This window comes from Nocardia elegans NBRC 108235, from assembly GCF_001612845.1.
Taxonomy (GTDB): domain Bacteria; phylum Actinomycetota; class Actinomycetes; order Mycobacteriales; family Mycobacteriaceae; genus Nocardia; species Nocardia nova.
On the sequence record NZ_BDBF01000022.1, the window covers coordinates 12,606 to 29,042 of the forward strand.

Annotated in this window: 15 protein-coding genes and 1 pseudogene; 6 read left to right on the forward strand and 10 right to left on the reverse strand. The window is 69.2% G+C overall.

The window, feature by feature from the left end:
• Positions 1-7: 7 nt before the first annotated feature.
• Positions 8-826: an SGNH/GDSL hydrolase family protein gene (locus NE2_RS16995; protein WP_063027314.1), complete on the reverse strand. Its 819-nt coding sequence runs from the start codon at positions 824-826 to the stop codon at positions 8-10.
• Between the two features lie 288 nt (positions 827-1,114).
• Here NE2_RS16995 and NE2_RS17000 point away from each other — a divergent pair, with 288 nt between their 5' ends.
• From NE2_RS17000 to NE2_RS17020, 5 genes and pseudogenes are all read left to right on the forward strand, one after another.
• Positions 1,115-1,591 carry a nuclear transport factor 2 family protein gene (locus tag NE2_RS17000; RefSeq protein ID WP_063027316.1) on the forward strand — a complete coding sequence of 159 codons (477 nt, stop codon included), beginning with the start codon at positions 1,115-1,117 and terminating at the stop codon, positions 1,589-1,591.
• An 11-nt stretch (positions 1,592-1,602) separates the two neighbouring features.
• Positions 1,603-1,935: pseudogene (locus NE2_RS17005) on the forward strand (SDR family oxidoreductase); the annotation flags it as partial.
• Between the two features lie 143 nt (positions 1,936-2,078).
• Positions 2,079-4,013, forward strand: a complete 1,935-nt coding sequence (locus NE2_RS17010) for a UvrD-helicase domain-containing protein (RefSeq protein ID WP_063909407.1) — start codon at positions 2,079-2,081, stop codon at positions 4,011-4,013.
• A gap of 48 nt (positions 4,014-4,061) precedes the next feature.
• Positions 4,062-4,868 (forward strand): hypothetical protein, encoded by an 807-nt coding sequence (locus NE2_RS17015; protein WP_063027318.1) that lies wholly within the window; start codon positions 4,062-4,064, stop codon positions 4,866-4,868.
• A 74-nt stretch (positions 4,869-4,942) separates the two neighbouring features.
• Positions 4,943-5,359, forward strand: coding sequence for an alpha/beta-hydrolase N-terminal domain-containing protein (locus NE2_RS17020; protein WP_063027320.1), 417 nt, complete (start codon positions 4,943-4,945; stop codon positions 5,357-5,359).
• A gap of 1 nt (position 5,360) precedes the next feature.
• Here the strand turns inward: NE2_RS17020 and NE2_RS17025 are convergent, their stop codons facing one another.
• The 3 genes from NE2_RS17025 to NE2_RS17035 are packed head-to-tail and all read right to left on the reverse strand — an operon-like array spanning position 5,361 to position 8,970.
• On the reverse strand, positions 5,361-7,475 hold the full coding sequence (locus NE2_RS17025) for an oxidoreductase (RefSeq protein WP_106958654.1): 2,115 nt from the start codon (positions 7,473-7,475) through the stop codon (positions 5,361-5,363).
• Positions 7,476-7,522: 47 nt separating this feature from the next.
• Positions 7,523-8,035, reverse strand: a complete 513-nt coding sequence (locus NE2_RS17030) for a gluconokinase (protein ID WP_063027530.1) — start codon at positions 8,033-8,035, stop codon at positions 7,523-7,525.
• A 53-nt stretch (positions 8,036-8,088) separates the two neighbouring features.
• Positions 8,089-8,970, reverse strand: a complete 882-nt coding sequence (locus NE2_RS17035) for an SDR family oxidoreductase (RefSeq protein ID WP_063027322.1) — start codon at positions 8,968-8,970, stop codon at positions 8,089-8,091.
• Positions 8,971-9,054: 84 nt separating this feature from the next.
• On the opposite strand from NE2_RS17035, the gene NE2_RS17040 reads away from it, so the two are divergent.
• Positions 9,055-9,633 (forward strand): TetR/AcrR family transcriptional regulator, encoded by a 579-nt coding sequence (locus tag NE2_RS17040; protein WP_063027324.1) that lies wholly within the window; start codon positions 9,055-9,057, stop codon positions 9,631-9,633.
• 27 nt (positions 9,634-9,660) lie between these two features.
• Here the strand turns inward: NE2_RS17040 and NE2_RS17045 are convergent, their stop codons facing one another.
• The 6 genes from NE2_RS17045 to NE2_RS17070 are packed head-to-tail and all read right to left on the reverse strand — an operon-like array spanning position 9,661 to position 16,429.
• Positions 9,661-10,824, reverse strand: coding sequence for an MSMEG_0565 family glycosyltransferase (locus NE2_RS17045; RefSeq protein WP_084494104.1), 1,164 nt, complete (start codon positions 10,822-10,824; stop codon positions 9,661-9,663).
• Positions 10,824-11,675 carry a carbon-nitrogen hydrolase family protein gene (locus NE2_RS17050; protein WP_063017797.1) on the reverse strand — a complete coding sequence of 284 codons (852 nt, stop codon included), beginning with the start codon at positions 11,673-11,675 and terminating at the stop codon, positions 10,824-10,826. The genes NE2_RS17045 and NE2_RS17050 overlap by 1 nt, the downstream gene beginning before the upstream one ends.
• 11 nt (positions 11,676-11,686) lie before the next feature.
• Positions 11,687-12,949 (reverse strand): MSMEG_0569 family flavin-dependent oxidoreductase, encoded by a 1,263-nt coding sequence (locus NE2_RS17055; RefSeq protein ID WP_233429804.1) that lies wholly within the window; start codon positions 12,947-12,949, stop codon positions 11,687-11,689.
• 45 nt (positions 12,950-12,994) lie between these two features.
• Entirely contained in the window at positions 12,995-13,918 is a 924-nt protein-coding gene (locus NE2_RS17060; protein WP_063027326.1) for a carbon-nitrogen hydrolase family protein, read from the reverse strand.
• Complete coding sequence (locus tag NE2_RS17065) at positions 13,915-15,369, reverse strand: MSMEG_0567/sll0787 family protein (protein ID WP_063027327.1); 1,455 nt, start codon at positions 15,367-15,369, stop codon at positions 13,915-13,917. Before NE2_RS17065 ends, NE2_RS17060 begins: the two co-directional genes overlap by 4 nt.
• A 1-nt stretch (position 15,370) precedes the next feature.
• Positions 15,371-16,429 (reverse strand): MSMEG_0568 family radical SAM protein, encoded by a 1,059-nt coding sequence (locus NE2_RS17070; RefSeq protein WP_063027329.1) that lies wholly within the window; start codon positions 16,427-16,429, stop codon positions 15,371-15,373.
• Between the last annotated feature and the right edge of the window lie 8 nt (positions 16,430-16,437).

The window sequence follows — 16,437 nt, forward strand, 5'->3', positions numbered from 1 at the left end:
CCGCTTCTCAGGGCATTCCGCCGGGCGTGACCGGAAGCAGTTCCGGGCGTTTCGCCGGTCGGCCGTCACCGGTCGACACGCCGCGCAGCCGCCGCCAGACCCACGGGCGCAATGTCGCTGCGACCCAGGCGAGTTCGCCGGCCGCGCGGAACCGCTCGGAGCCGTCCGGCGGATGGGCCCAGCTGTGGTCGGCGCCGTCGAGCCCGAGCGCCTCCGCGGCGGCCAGTGCGAACCGTTCGTGGCCCAGTTCGGAGCCGTGCAGCCGGTCCGGGCTCCACATGCGCAGATCGGCCATCGAGGGAGCCCCGAACAGATCCACCAGGCGCAGTCCGTACCGGCTCGCACACAACCGAATTCGATCGTTGATCAGGTCGACGCGGGGTCCGATGTAGCGGGCGGCCAGTGGCACGATCCGGCGCACGTCCGGGAAGGTCGTCGTCACAACCGTTGCGCCGCAGGCGGTCAGCTTCGCGTACAGCTCCTCCATCAGGTCCAGTGCGGCCACTAGATCGGTGCCGGGCGCCGTGACGTCGTTCATGCCCGCGCAGATGCCGACCAGATCCGGTTCCATCGCCAGAGCGGCGTCGAGCTGTTCGTCGCGGATCTCGGCGAGGCGGCGACCACGCACCGCCAGATTCGCGTACCGGATCTCCGGATTGTCCTGAACCAGGCGCTCGGCCAGCCGATCGGCCCAGCCGCGCAAGCCGCTGCCGTCGTCACCGTCCCACAGCCCCTCGGTTTGGCTGTCGCCCAACGCGACGAAGCGTTCGTAGCGGTTCGGCGATGCCGCCGGACCGTCCGAACGCGGCGAGGACAACGTCGTCATGGCAGACCTCCGAGACGTGAAGAGGGTGATGCGGGAAGCGGCGTGACGGGCCCGAGGTCGCCATCGCCACCGGCTGGACAGGCTACATCGGTGCGGTCCGGTCGGATCAGGGCGTCCGAATCGTGGTGATCCGTGCCACCGGAACCGATCAGCCGGTCCGGATCCGGTCCCGATGGGCGGAACGGGGCCACCACCTCTTCGTGGTCCGCGCTATTACTCGATGCGAGTGGACCGGACCGCCGACGTCGCAGCGATGTCCGGCCGCGTGCCCATCGGAAGGATTTCGCCGTGACCGAATTGGCCGAACTGCACCGCCGTCTCGCCCGCGTCGAGGACGAACGCGCGATCGAGCGGTTGATCGCCTCGTACGGCCCGCTGGTCGACGCGGGCAACGTCGCCGCCGCCGACCTGTGGTCCGCCGACGGCACCTACGACGTCGAGGACTGGCAGATGCGCGGTCGCGCCGATGTCGCCGCCATGGTCGGTTCCGAGGCTCATCAGGGCCTGATCGGGCGTGGCTGCCTGCATTTCCACGGTCCGGCGGTGGCCACCGTCGACGGTGACGACGCGGTCGCGGTCTGCGAATCGATCCTCGTGGTCCAGCACAACGGCCGCAATGTCGTGGCCCGCACCGGCGCCAACCACTTCACCCTGCGCCGGATCGACGGCCGCTGGCAGATCACCGCCCGCACCACCCGCACGGTCGACGGCGATCCCGCGGCCCGCGATCTGCTGACCGCCGGAATCGAAGGGGTGGCGCGATGAGCGGCCAACTCGCCGGCAAGGTCGCCCTGGTGACGGGTGCCGCCGCCCGCGAATGGGCTCCCACCGGCGTCACGGTGAACGCGGTCTGCCCGGCCGCCAAGAGCCGCAGCTTCCAGCGCGTCCTGGGGGAACATCCCGAGATGGAAGCGATGGCGGATGCGGCGAACCCGATGGGACGCAGCGGAGATCCGTACGACGACATCGCGCCCGTGGTGGTCTTCCTCGCCTCCGACGGATCGCGTCATCTCACCGGGAACACCTTGTTCGTCGATGGTGGCAGTCACATCAACGGCGTCGCGTGGGCGCCGGATCTCGATGCCGCCGAACGAGATCAGCCGGCGTAACCGCTCCCACCCACACTCTCGGCACCATATCCTCTGCGCTCCCTTGTGCAATGTAATACCTTGATAGACAGAGGTTTTGGTAGCCAGGGGTGTGGCGGCTCCACCGAAGGACCCGCCCGGCTACGCCGGCAAGGGGGTCCGAGATGCCCGATATCAACTTCGAGCGGCGGCGTCAGCGGGTGGCGCAACAGCTCGGCGAACTGACCGTCCTCACGCCGGTGTGGCGGCGATTCCTGTCGGTGCCGCTGATGCGCAACGGCTGGCATGTGCTCGTGGAACGCGAGAACAGCCGTTCGGATCGCGTCGACGCCTACGCCGTCGGCCCGGGCGGCGTCTTCGCTCTGGTCCTCACCGACGTGGTGCCGGCCGCCGCGGAACTACGCCGGATCCGCTGGCGTGCGGAGGAGACGTTCGCGAATCTCACCGCCGGCCGCACCCGGTACGTGCCGCATATGATCGAGGTATTGCTGCTGATGGACGAGGCGGCCGACACTCCGGCCGAGGCCCGCTACGTCGCGGTCGACCCGACGACCATCGCCGCGCGGCTGTTCGCCGAAGCGAGCCTGTCCAGCCGCAGCGCCCGGCAGATCGCGATGACTGTGGCCGAACGCAACACCTGGTTCGCGCTGCTGTCCGCCGACAGCGGCGCCGGGCCCGAAACCTCGCCCGCCGAAGGACTTTTCGACACGACGACGCTGCGGGAAGAAGAACGATCGCGGGCGTTGAAGCGACCGTTCAGCGAATGGATGACATTCCTCGATCCGGCCCAACTCGACCTCGTCTACCGCAACTACAACGGGCCCGCGAGATTCAGCGGTCCCGCCGGAACCGGAAAGACCGTCGTCGCCCTGCACCGCATGGCGCGGCTGTCCAAGGAAGGCGCCGGGCGGCAGCTCTTCACCAGTTTCGTGCGGACGCTGCCGACCTATCACGAATCGGGATTCCGGCGCCTCGCCCCGCATGCGGGTGAGCGGGTGGAATTCACCGGGCTCCACTCCTGGACCACTCATTTTCTCCGCAGTCGTGATATCGGCTGCCGCCTGGGCAGCGGCGACAACGCGTTCTATCACGCCTGGCGCAACGCCCGCCGCCACCTCGAACCCATCGAACCGAATCCGAGCTATTGGAAGGACGAACTGCATCGGGTCATCAAGGGCCAGGGCATCGACCGCGATCTGTACCTGAAAATCGACCGGGTGGGCCGAAACCGCTTGCGTCTGGACAAGCCGCAACGCGAGCTCGTCTGGACGCACCTCTACCTGCCGTATCAGGCAGCGCTGCGGGACCTCGCGACGGTGGATTTCAACGATGTGATCGATCTGGCGATCGACGAACTGCGCGCGGCGCCGCTGGACGCACCCTACGACCTGGTGGTGGTCGACGAGGTTCAGGACTTCACCCTGATGGAACTCAAGCTCGTCCACCAGATCGCCGGCGGCACCTCGACCTCACCGCTGCTGCTGGTCGGCGACGGTCAGCAACAGGTCTATCCCGGCGGCTGGCGCCTCTCCGATGCCGGCATCCCGATCGTCGGCCGCGGCGCGGTGCTGCGCACCAACTACCGCAATCGCGCCGCCGTGCACGACTACGCCAAGCGGGTCGACGCGACGAATACGGTCGACGACCTGGACGGCGCCCCCGGATTCGTCCTGCGTGACAGCGAGGTCGTGTTGGCGGGTGGTACGGCCCGCGCGGAGACCTTCTCGCGGTCGCGCGCCGAGGAGAAGGTGGTCGCCGCCCTGACCGATTCCGGATATCCGCACTCCGACATCGCCGTGATCACCGACACCAACCGCCAGGCCGAGAGAATCCGAGCAGCACTGCGCCGCAAGAAGATTCCGTCCGTCTCCCTCGAACACTACGACGGTACCCAGCACGATGCGGTGAAGGTGGGAACCGTCCATCGCGCCAAGGGGATGGACTTCGCCGCGGTGTTCCACCTCACCGACGCGCCGACAGCGCCCGTCGACCGGTTGCGCGGCAGCGAGCGCGACCGGGCGGAGCTGGCGGCACGGCAGACCATGGTGGCGCTGACCCGCGCACGGGACCACATCTGGATCGGGCTGATGCGGGATTGACGCCCACGAGTCGGTCTTTCTCAGCTGAATCGGTTACCTTCGGCATCCATGACCGACGCATCACCGGGTTCGGCCGGGCCGTGCGCCCTGCCGGAATCGACGTCCACCGCACCCGCCCGAGATCGCCGGCCACGACGCCTGGGCAAGGTTCGCCAGGTGGTCGTCTCGGTGCTGCTGGCGGCGATGACCGCCATGGTCCCGCTGGCCTTCGCGCCCGCCATGCCCGCCTCGGCGGCGGTGGCGAAGCCGGGCGTGGAGAATCTGCCGGCTCGGGCCGCCGTGGCCGATCTGGTCGGCGACCACCCGTGGTCGGTGGCCCTGCCCGCTGATTTCGCGGCCGAGGCGGGCTATCGGCCGGTGGTCGAGGACGGGATTCTGGTCGATCCCGACGGTGACTGCTCGTCGCCGATCCAGCTTCCCGCCGAGTTCACCGAGGCGTGCAAGGCGCACGACCTGGGATACGACATGCTGCGCTACGCCGAACAGCGGCAGCAACCGCTGCAGCCGTGGGCACGCCAGGCCATCGACGCCACCCTGCAGCGCCGCATGCACGCCGCCTGCGATACGCGCGCCGACGCCGCCGCCCGCGCCCGCTGCGACGTCCTGGCCACGGTCGCCACCACGGGGGTCGATCTGAATTCCCGGCGGCAGAACTACGCGACGCCGGATCCGGAGTTCCTGTTCGGCACCCAGCTGTCGGGCGAACGGCTCAGCGATCAGCTGCTCCATCTCGGTGGTCCCGCCGCGGTGGGAGCGGTCTCGGCGGCGATCGTCGGCATCGTGGCGTGGCGGCGCCTGCGCCCGGCTCGGCTCCCGGCCGCCGCTGCCGTCGCGGAAGCCGGTGCCGCCGGGTGACCGCCGTGACAATGCAGAGCACAACCCCGCGGGCGAACTCGACGACGAAGACCCGCCGGCACCGGTCTCTCCACGTGCGTCCGCGCATCGATACGGTCGTCGCCGTCACCCTCGCCGTCGTGATGTCGCTGCTTCCGGCCGTGCTGCCACGCACCTCCGTATCCCAGGCCATCCTGACCGGTGTGCCGGTGGCGCTGGCCATCGGAGTGTCCGGTCTGCTGCGCTGGACGCTGAGCCGTTGGCGGATCGACATCGACGAACGCTTCGGCCGCCACCGCGTCCCGATCCTGCTGATCTGCGGCTTCGTGGTGACAGCGGTCGTCGTGCGCGCCGCCGCGTGGCAGAACGGCCTGCACGCGGCCATGGGGGAGGCCCCGGTCGGCGCGGCGTACTGGCTGCGCTGCGCCTTCGGTTCGGCTGTGGTCGCAGTCTTCCTGGTGGCGCTGGGACGCGGAATGCGTTGGGGGATAAGGAAACTCCTGCGCCTCTGAATTACAGCGCGGCCGCGACCTTCCATGCCGAGTGGATCGCGCCCTCGATGTAATCGACGGAACCGGCGTCACCCACGACATGCACTTCGGGAACCATCCCGGCCAGCGCATCGGCCAGGGGTGCTTGCGCCGAGACTCCGGAGGCGACCACAACTACGTCCGCCGGCGCGGTCGATATCTGCTCGCCGACGCGAAACTCGACGTGCTGCTCGGTGATCCGCTGCACTGTCGCGTGCCGGTGGATGGTGACGCCCACCTCGCCCGCGTGCCGAACGGCCGTCCACCGCCGCGGCATCGCCATCGGCACACCGAGCTGTCGACCTTCCTCGAGGAGCGTCACGGCGCGCCCGCGTTCGGCCAGGAACTCCGAAAGTTCCAGTCCGACGAGCGAACCCCCGATAACCACCACATTCTTGCCCATCGGCAGGAAGCGGCGCGTCACCGACCGGATCGCGGCGGGACTCTTCGTCACCCCCGAAATCTTGCCCAGCTTCGCGACGGTGCGCAGCAACGGTGGCACCTGCGAAACGTCGCCGACACCGGTCATCAAGGCGCGCAACGTGTCACCGGTGTGCACGTGCGGCAGATCGCCGCCGGGAACTGCCGGGCGATCCCGCACCGCCCCGGTGGCCACCACGACCACGTCGGGGTTCAGCGCCGTGATCGACGGCACGGTCGCCTCGGTCTTCAGACGGATGTCGATGCCGAGTCGCTCGACCTGAACCTTCAGCCAGTTCAGCAGCCGTTCGTTGTCGGGCGTGGTGAGGCTGGAGAACCAGAGGGTGCCGCCGAGGCGATCGGCCTTGTCCAGCACCGTGACTCGGTGTCCGCGTTCGGCGGCGAGGCGGGCGGTCTCGAGCCCGCCGGGACCGGCTCCGACCACGACGACATGTTTCGCGGTCGTGCTACGAACCAGCGGAAGGAGTTTCTCGTTGCCGAGTGCGGGGTTCACCGCACACAACGGGGTGTCGTCCCAGAAGTTCTCCTGCACGCACACATAGCAATTGATGCAAGGTCGGACGTTCTGCGGTGTCCCGGCACGCAGCTTGTTCACCAAGTCCGGATCGGCGAGCAATTGCCGCCCCATCGCCGCGAAATCCGCCTTCCCCTCGGCGATGATCTTGTCGCCGATCTCCGGCAGCACCCGGCCGACCGCGATCACCGGAATCGAGACGGCCTTCTTCACCTCGCCCGCCAATTCCGTATAGGCGCCCACGTGGTCGGGTAGCGGCCCATCGGTGAAATTGGAGAACGGGTTACGTCCCCAGCCCGTGACATGAATCGCGTCGGCACCGGCCGCCTCGAACAGCGCCGAAGCCTGCTTCGCCTCCTCGATGGTCAGCGCATCGTCTTCACCGAATTCACGGCCCGCGATCCGCACCAGAATCGCCAGCGAATCGCCGACCTCGGCCTTGACCGCGCGAATCACCTCGACCGCCAGGCGCGCCCGGTTCGCCGGCGAGCCACCGTATTCATCGGTCCGCTTGTTGTCCGCCCGGCTCAGGAAGCCACCGAGTATGTACCCGTGCGCGCAATGAATTTCGACCGCGTCGCCACCGGCCGCTCGCACCCGTCGCGCGGCCTCCGCGAAACAACGCACCACCCAGTCGATATCGTCCTGCGTGGCCTCGCGATAGGTGGCCTGCTTACCGCCCGTGACGGCGGCCAGCTTCTGCAGTTCTTCCGGGGTGTTGTCGGCCAGCGCCGACAGATCCGCGGAGCCGCTCGGCGCCGACGGAACCAGCAGCGGGCGCCCCTGCACGGTATCGATCCGGGCGATCTTGCCGTGGTGGGTCATCTGCACACACAACTTGCTGCCCGCGGCGTGGACGGCGTCCGCGAGCGCCCGGAGCCCAGGAATGAACCGGTCCTCGGACAGCCCGGGTTCCTTGGTGCTCGCACAGCCCACCGGGTAGGCGACAGCACAGCACCCGGTGATGATCAGCCCCGTCCCACCGGCCGCCCGAGCGACGAAATGATCGATATCGCCTTGCTCGATCTCTCCGTCTTCGCAGAGGTTCATATCCATCGCGGGCAGAACGACGCGGTTGGGGACGGTCATCGGCCCGATGGTTCCGGGAGCGAGCAGATGCGGAAAGGTCTGGTTGCGCGGCACGGGTCGAAGCTAGATCTCCCGGCAGTGGGCCAGGGCAAACCTCCCGATCACCGAGACATCGACCGCACCAGCGCGGCGGCCTTGTCCGCAAGGACCTCCGGAGCCCGATCGGTGTGAAGAACGGCTCCGCGTTCGTCGGCGTCCAGCGGCTCGAGCGTGCGCAATTGCGAATCGACAAGGGACACAGGCATGTAATGGCCCCGGCGGCGAGACATCCGAGCCACCAATTCGCCGCGATCGGCGATCAAATGCACGAAAATCACCTCGGTCGCGGCGGCCCGCAAGATATCGCGATACCGCCGCCGCAGCGCCGAGCACGCGATCACACCGCCGGTCTCCTCGGCCATCCGCTCGCGCAACCACCCCCCGACCGCCGCGAGCCAGGGCGCGCGATCCTCATCCGTGAGCGGAATCCCGGCGGACATCTTCGCGATATCGGCGGCGGAGTGGAGGTCGTCCGCATCCGCGAACGGAATACCGAGCCGGTCGGCCAGGAGACGACCGACCGTCGATTTCCCGGTGCCGGAAACCCCCATCACGACCACACCGAGCGGGCGCATGCGGGCGTTCACCCTGGCACGGTAACCGACACCGTCGCCGCGCCCGCAACCGATCAATGGCGGATATTCGTCAGGTCCTCCAGCAGGCCGGGGTGCGTCGGCTCCCAGCCGAGCACCTCGCGGGTGTGTGTGCTGGACGAGGGCTGGTCGGCGGCGAAGATCGGGCCGAGCGGGCCGTAGGTGTCCGCGGGAACCGACTCGACGGGCAGGTTCAGCTGCCGCCCGATGACCTCCGCGATGTCTCGCACTCGGTCGCCCTCGTCGGCGACGGCGTGCCAGGCAGTACCGGGTTCCGCCCGTTCCAGGGCGAGGCGGAAAAGGACTGCCGCGTCGAGTGCGTGGACGGCCGGCCAGCGCTGGGTGCCGTCGCCCGGGTAGCCGGAGACCCCGGTCCGCCGGGCGATGTTGGTCAGCAGGCCGGCGAATCCGCCGGTGCCCCGGTTGTGCACCGTGCGCGGCATCCGCACGGCCGTGCTCCGGACCCCGCGCGCGGCCAAATCCAGAACGGCCGTGACCGCCCGCCCGCGGCCACCCACGGGCCCGTCGGTCGACACGGGATCGGTCTCGGTGGATGCCCGGCCCGCCACGCTGGGCGTCCCGGAGACCGTGACGAAGGGGCGGTCGCTGCCGACGAGTTCCTCGCCCATGGTCGCCAGGGCCGCGCGTTCCTCGGCGACGGTGACGGCGAGGGCATCGGCGCTGCTGAAGTCGTTGCCGAATGCCAGGTGGATCACTCCGTCGGCCTGAGCGGCACCGGCCCGCAGGACGTCGAGGTCGGCGAGGCCGCCGCGCAGTGGTTCGGCGCCGGCGGCCTCGGCGGCGGCAGCGGACGCGTCGGAGCGGGTGAGTGCGAGCACGGTGTGGCCGCTGCCGAGCAACTCGGCGACCACCGCGGAACCGATCAGCCCGGTGCCGCCGGTGACGAAGACGCGCATGGATAACTCCTCCAGTGATGGGACCTTTGTCCCGTCACGCTACCACGCTGACGGGACTCTTGTCCCATCACTTATGATGAACCCATGGGTCGATGGGAACCGGGCGCACGAGAACGCCTTGTCGTCGCCGCGGTCGACCTGTTCACCGAGCAGGGATACGACGCGACGACGGTCGCGCAGATCGCCGAACGCGCGGGCGTCACGAAAAGCACCTTCTTCCGGCACTTCCCGGATAAGCGTGAACTGCTCGTGGCCGGCCAGGAGACGCTGAGCCGGCTACTGGCCGAGGGCATCGCCGAAGCGCCCGAACGCGCCACGCCCCTCGAGGCGGTCGCCGACGGCCTCGAACGCGCCTCGGCGGCAATGGGTCCCATGAACCGCGAGCTCGCGCCCCGCCTGAAGGCGGCCGTCGCCGCCAGCGCCGAACTGCAGGAGCGCGACGCCCTCAAGAGCGTCGGGCTGGCCGCCGCGATGACCGAGGCGCTCATCGCGCGCGGTGTACCGGACCCGACCGCGGCCCTCGCCAGTGAGCTGGGAGTTCTCGCCTTCAAACGCGGGTTCGCCGAATGGACCGACGGGGAGCGGGACGCCTCGGACGAACTGGCGCGGCATGTTCTCTCGGCGTTGGACGAATTGCGGGCGGCGAGCGCAGCGCTGGGCTGATTCCGCCCGAGCGACACCCTTATCCGATCAACCCTGCCGGGCGAAGGGTTCCGCGGTCGGCTCGGGCGCGATGGCAACGGAATCCGCCCGGAACCGCGGACTTCGGAGATGGGCCCGGTAGAACTCCATGTGCGCGAGAGCCGCTGTCTCCCAATCGTATCGGCGTGCGAGTGCCCTGCCGCGGTCGATGCGCGCCGTGTCGCGCCGCAGGTTCTGTGCCATCGTTGCCGCCATTCCGGTCGGATCGGTGGCGTAGGAGATCGCGTCGCCGAAGACCTCCCGAAGTACCGGAAGCTCGCGCGCGACCACTGCAACCCCTGCGGCCAGAGCCTCCATGGCCGCCAGTCCGAACCCCTCCTTGGTGGAGACGAACGGAACCAGCGCGGCTCCGGCGACGAGTGCGGGCAGCGCGTCGTGGGCTACCGTGCCGAGGATGACCGGCCGGATGCCCAGTTCGGTTGCGCGCGCGTCGAATCGAGCCCGGTACTCGCGGTAGTCGAAGAGGGTTTCACCGCCCGCGAAGACGAGGCGCAGCTGGGTGTGATCATGGCGGAGCAGCGCGAAAGCCTCCAGCAGGTCGATACTGCCCTTGCGAGGTTCGATGCCACCCAGGGCCAGGATGTAGGGACCGAGGCATCGCTGCCAGGTGCGACGGGCGGTCGATGCGGTGACCGAATCGCCTGCGGCGGAAGCGAATCGGTCGTATTCGACGCCGTTGGGGATGACGGCGGGGCGCAGATTCCAGCCCGCGTGAACTTCCGCGGCGACCGCGGCGGAGACGCAGATATGCGCATAGGGCTCGGTGATGGCACGGTCGTGGCAGCGGGCCAATTCGGGTGTGGTGAAGGTGTCGAGGTGGTGGATGGTGCGAACGCACCGGCCGACCGCGTTCGCGCTGATGCAGTCCTGGGCATGGACGATGTCGTAGTCCACGGGAATGAACGCGGAGCGTAAAACGCTGATGGAACGCAGGATTCGTGTCCCGACCGCTTCGCCGTCGATGGCCTCGAAGGGCACCACACGTACGGTCACCGCGGGATCCACCGGGCGGAAGAATCCCGCGTCGCCGCCCCGGCCCAACGTCCACACCGTGACCTCCGCACCGAGACGCGCGAGCGCCTCGGCGAGATTCAGTGTGTGGACCACCCCGCCTCTCGGCTTGGTCGAGTACGTGAGCAGCGCGATGCGCATCAGTAGCCGCCTTTACCGGTCATCAGGTTGTGGTAGGCGTCGACGCGGCGTTCCGCGAGATGCCGCAGCACCCGGCGCGCCCGCTCCACCTCCGCGTCGACGTCGATATCGGCCACCGCGAGGCCGCCCTTGGACCAGGTCTTGGCCAGGATGTCGCCACCTGGGCCCACCACCTTGGCCTGGCCGAGGAACCGCAGCGATCCGGTGATGCCGGTCTGATTGGAGGACGCGAGCACGACCTGGTTCTCGGCCGCGCGAGCCTGGTCGTAGAGATCGAACAGACGCGATTGGCGGTCGTTGGGCATCCGGGAGGCGCGGTCGGTGACACTGGCCGGCCACGCGGACAGCGCCGCGATCGTGCGCGCACCGTCGAGGGCCAGGGTGCGCGCGGATTCGGGGAAGGTCTTGTCGTAGTCGATCAACATGCCGAGGCGGCCGACCGGGGTGTCGAAGGCGCAGAAGCGATCCCCGGCCGAATAGGCCAGGTGTTCACCGGCGGGCTGGTGGACCTTGCGGTGGCGGCCGAGTACGCCGTCGCCGGTCAGGCAGACCGCCGCGTTGTAGCGGGTGCCGTCACAGTGTTCGGCATAGCCGACGCAGATGGTCATGGCCCCGGCCAGCCGGCACAGCAGGCGGATCTCCGGACCCTCGGGATCGATGGCCTCCGGCCCGGTGGCGGGATCCGGGTTGCGGAGGTCGCCGATATAGCCGCCGAGCGTCGCGTCGGGCAGCACGAGCAGGTCGACGCCGTCGGCGGCGAGCCGGTCGACGATGCCGGTGATCTTGTCGAGGGCGCGGGCGATGCCGGTGCCGAAATGAGCGGCGACGGCGGCGATCCGGGTGACGGCCATGAGAATCCGGTTCAGGCGGCGGCGGTCGCGCGGGCGGTGACAGTGATCCGATCCGCGAGATATTCGGCATCGCGGGCGACGGCGGCGAACCGGCCCGACCCCCACGTGTGCAGCCAGGGCAGGCCGAGGAAGTACAGGCCCTCGATGGAGGTGACGCCGCGGTTGTGGCAGGGATGGCCCTCGCCGTCGAATACCCCGACACGCAGCCAGCGGTAGTCGGTCCGGAAGCCGACCGACCACACCACCGACGTGATTCCGCTTGCGGTCAGGTCGATTTCGGTCACTTCGTGCTCGGGCCGCCACACCGGACGGTAGCGCGGTTCGGTGGGTGCGTCGATACCCTCCCGATCGATGTAGTCGTCGATGGAATCCTTGATGCTCTCGGCAACGGCATCCGCGGCGTCGAGCGAGGACTCCAGCGACGGGTCGAAACATGCTGTGCCGCCCGAGATATCGATCATCCGCCCGTAGAGGCGCATCCCCTCGAGTGCGAAGCGGCGCAGGTCGATATCGCGCCCGCCGTCGCGGCCGGTCACGTAGTGGTTGGTGTTCTCGCGCTTGCCCAGGCCGCCGGGCTGATCCTCGATGGGGATGTCGTAGTGGCCCATATCCTGCAGCCATGCCACACAGTCGCGGCCGCGGTAGAAGCGGGCCACTCTGGGCGCGCTGCCCACCGCCAGATGGACTTCGCGACCGGCCAGGTGCAGGTCCTCCGCGATCTGGGCGCCGGACTGTCCGGTGCCGACGACGAGAACGGCTCCCTCGGGAAGATCTGCGGCGCTGCGGTATTCGGCGGAGTGCACCTGCCGGATCGAGCCGGGCAGCCGCTCGGCGAAGCGCGGCACGGTCGGGATGTGATATCCGCCGACGGCGACCACGACCTGATCGGAATGCACCGGCCCACCGGTCGTTTCGATATCGAACCCGCCGCCCGCGGCCACGGTCACCGCGGTGACGGCCACCCCTTCGCGCACCGGCGGGTCGAAGGTGTCGGCGTAACCGCGCACCCAGGCATAGACCTCGTCACGCGTCATGAAACCGTGCGGCTGCGGGCCGTTGTAACTGTATCCGGGCAGCACGCACTGCCAATTGGGAGTGACGAGCGTGAAATTGTCCCAGCGGGTGTCGCGCCATTCGTGCGCGATCGTGTCGCGTTCGAGCACGAGATGATCGATCCCGCGCGCGGTCAGATACCAGCTGATCGACAGTCCGGCCTGCCCGGCGCCGATCACCACCACCTCGTGGTGTTCGATCGAAAAGGGTTGCGGAGTCACGGTTTTCCTCCGGAAGTCGCGGCGGGTACGGACGGCGGGGTCATTTCAGGCATGTGCGGCTGCCAATTCCTCCGGCAGCGACGGCTGACCGACGACGCCGTGGCGCGCGACCACGCTGTCGTAGACTTCCGGCCGCCGGTCCCGCAGGTTGTACATGCCGCCGCCGCGGGCCAGCCCGAGTACCCGGCCGACATCGACCGTGGCGGTCGCCAGCCCCGGCGCGGTGCCGGTGGTGGCGAGTATGTCGCCGCCCGGCCCGACGATCTTGGCGCTGCACACGAACCGCAGTGAGCCGAAGGTGCCGGCCTGGTTGGAAGCGATCCACACCACCTGGTTCTCGACGGCCCGGGCGCGGTCGAAGATGTCGAAGCGCTGGGTCCAGCGGTCGTCCTCGAGCCGTTCGGCGGTGGCGGTGCGGGCGGTCGGCCACGCCGACAGCGAGGTGATGATCTCCGCGCCGTCCAACGCCAACGCCCGCGCGGCCTCCGGGAAGGCCTTGTCGTAGCAGATTTGCATCCCCATCCGCCCGATCGGCGTGTCGAAGGCGTGATACTCCGAACCGGCGGCGTAGCAGAGGTTTTCGCCCAGCGGCTGATGCACTTTGCGGTAGGAGCCGAGGATGCCGTCGCCGGACAGGGTCACCGCGGCGTTGTAGCGCAGCTCGCCGTCGGCCTCGCAGAAGCCGAGGGTGACGACGAGATCACCCGCCATGGCGGCGATCCGCGCCAACTCGGGCCCGTCCAGGGCGAGCGCGGGCGGCAGGCTGCGCAACCGGCGTTGCCGAGCCTCGTCGTTCTCGGCGCCGCCGCCCAGGCTGGGCAGATAGCCGCCGAGACATGCCTCGGGCAGGACCAGCAGTCGGCTACCGCGAGCACGAGCCTGCTCGATCAGTGCGGAGATGGTGTCGTAGCAGGCTTCCATATCGCGGCCGAATTCGGCGGCCGCCACGGAGATGGTCAATTCGGTCATGAGATACCCAATCCGGTCACGGTGCCGGGCACCGCTGTGGTGGTGGTTCCGTCCGGCCAGCGCAAACGCACGCCGGGTTCGGAGGTGAGGACGCCGCATACCGCGGAGGTCGCGGGTCCGGTGGGGCCGATCGCGGATCCGGGGCGGTCGGCGGTGAGCATGGCGAAGCCGGGGAAGCAGGTGATCCATTCGGCCGGTGCGGTGTGCGCCGGACGCGGCATCCGGACCACATCCAGCTCCGCGCCGACACCCGATGCTTCGGCCAGCATGCCCGCCGTACCGGCGATCCCGGCCATGCTGACATCCTTCGCGGCCGCCGGCGCGGTGTCGGCGACGAACCGGCCCAGCGCCCGCAGTTCGTCCCCGGTGCGGTAGGAAGACGAATCCCATTGCCGCCCCGTATATCCGGCGCGCCAGCGCCCACCGAGATCCGCGGTGAGCCGAAGTTCGTGGCCTGCCCGGCCCCCGCCGCCGGGAACGGGCCGGGCGGTGCGGCCCAATGCGGTCACCGACAGTGCGGCCGGGCCGATCTGGGTATGCCCGCCCAATACGGGCACACCCCACGTATCGGCGGCTCGCGCCAGGCCACGCAGGATCCGGGTGAGCAACGAACGGGTGGGTGCCGCGACCGCGTCGAGCAACCCCACGGGTTCGGCGCCCATCGCGGACAGATCGTTGAGATTCACCAGGGCCGCGCACCAGCCCGCCCATTCCGGATCGCGTTCGACCATCGAGGCGATGATGGCGTCACATGCGGCGACGAGATCGCTGCCCGGCACGGGCGCACCGTCATCGCCGCGGAAATCTCTGCCGCCCAGGGTCATCGAACCATTCCCGAGGGTTGTCAGCAGTGGGCCCAGCATCGCCTTGGTCGAGCGCGTGAGCCGGTCGATGCGGTCGATGGGCCAGCGCACGCGAACGTGCGGTGCGCCGCCGAACATGGTGTCTCCCAGCCGGATCCAGCCGAGGTGGGTGAACAGCGCGGCGTATCGGTGCTGCACCGTCGCCTCGAAGCGCAGCACGTTGTTGCTCTCCGCATAGGCGCAGGCCGCGCGCACGAGGGCATTGCCCACCCCGCGCGTGCGGCGGCCACAGTCCACGACCAGCCGGCTGCCGGTCCACCAGCCGAGATCCTCGGCGGTGGCGGGCGCCAGGCGCACGCCACCCAGCACAGTGCCGTCCGACGCCAGTGCGACCAGCACGACGGTGCGCGGATGATCGTCGATATCGTCGGCATCGCTACCCTGGAACAGGCTCTGTTCGACCACGAAGCTCTCGCGCCGCAGCGTTCGATAGGCCGCCAGCTGCCGGGAATCCGCCGGACGAATCAGGAAGCCGCCGGGCGGTTCCTTCGGGTTCGGATGCCCGGACAGCACACAGTAATCGGGGGACGGCCTGCTGGATGCCACAGATCCGTCGAGCCACCAGCGCGGCGTGTCGATCGTCGTCATCTCAGCCTCCCGCGGTGCGCAGCACACTGCACGCGCCGCATGCCGCGCACCCGGCCGCCTGATCGGCGCCGCGCATCCCAGCGCGCCGCAGTTCGGCTGCGACCCTGCGCGTTACGTCCTCGAGCAGCGCCGGTGACGGTGCGCTCGCGTCGTCGACGTCGACGGCGAGGGTTCCGGCGAGCGGCCGGAAGGGAACGACGAAGGGATACACACCCATCGCGATCAATTCCCGTGCCCCACCGACCAGTTCGTCGGGATCCTCGCCGAGCCCTACCAGGAGATAGGTCGACACCTGGTTGCGCCCGAACACCCGCACCGCCTCGGTCCACGCCGCCCGGTAATCCGCGAGCGGCACGGTCGATTTGCCCGGCATCCAGCGCGCACGGACCCGATCGTCGAGCGATTCGACATGAATGCCGATGGAGTCCGCCCCCGCCGCCCGCAGCTCCGCGAGGACCGGCAGATCCCCGGGCGGCTCACACTGCACCTGAATCGGCAGCTGCGGCACGGCCCGCTTCACCGCCCGCACACAGCGTGCGAGATGCCGTGCGCCACGGTCTTTTCCGGCGGTGGTGCCGGTGGTCATCACCATCTGCCGCACCCCGTCGAGCCGGACCGCGGCGGCCGCGACCTCGGCAAGGTGCTCGGGCCGCTTGACCGCGACGGTCGTGCCCGCCGCCAGCGACGCCTCGATCGCGCAGAATCGGCAACGTTGGTCCTCGTCGTATCGAATGCACGTCTGGACCACCGTCGTCGCCAGCACCTCCGTGCCGTGCAGCCTCGCGATCTGCTCGTAGTCGATGCCCTCGGCGGTGCGCAGGTCGTAGAACCTGGGCCGCCGCACCGGCTCGACGGTGAGGCCGAGATCGGTGCCGTCGCGCAGCAGACGATCCCCGCTCAGCGTGTAGGGGCTGTCGGATCGGAGGGGAATGGCAGCGCCGGCACCCCCGAACGACACATGACCGTCGTCGCTGGGCCCGGCTCCGGAACGGCGCTGCACCGGCACGTCGACGCGAATACCGAGTAGCGCCAGGTCTACTCGCGTGGATACCTCGGTCATGCCGGCCG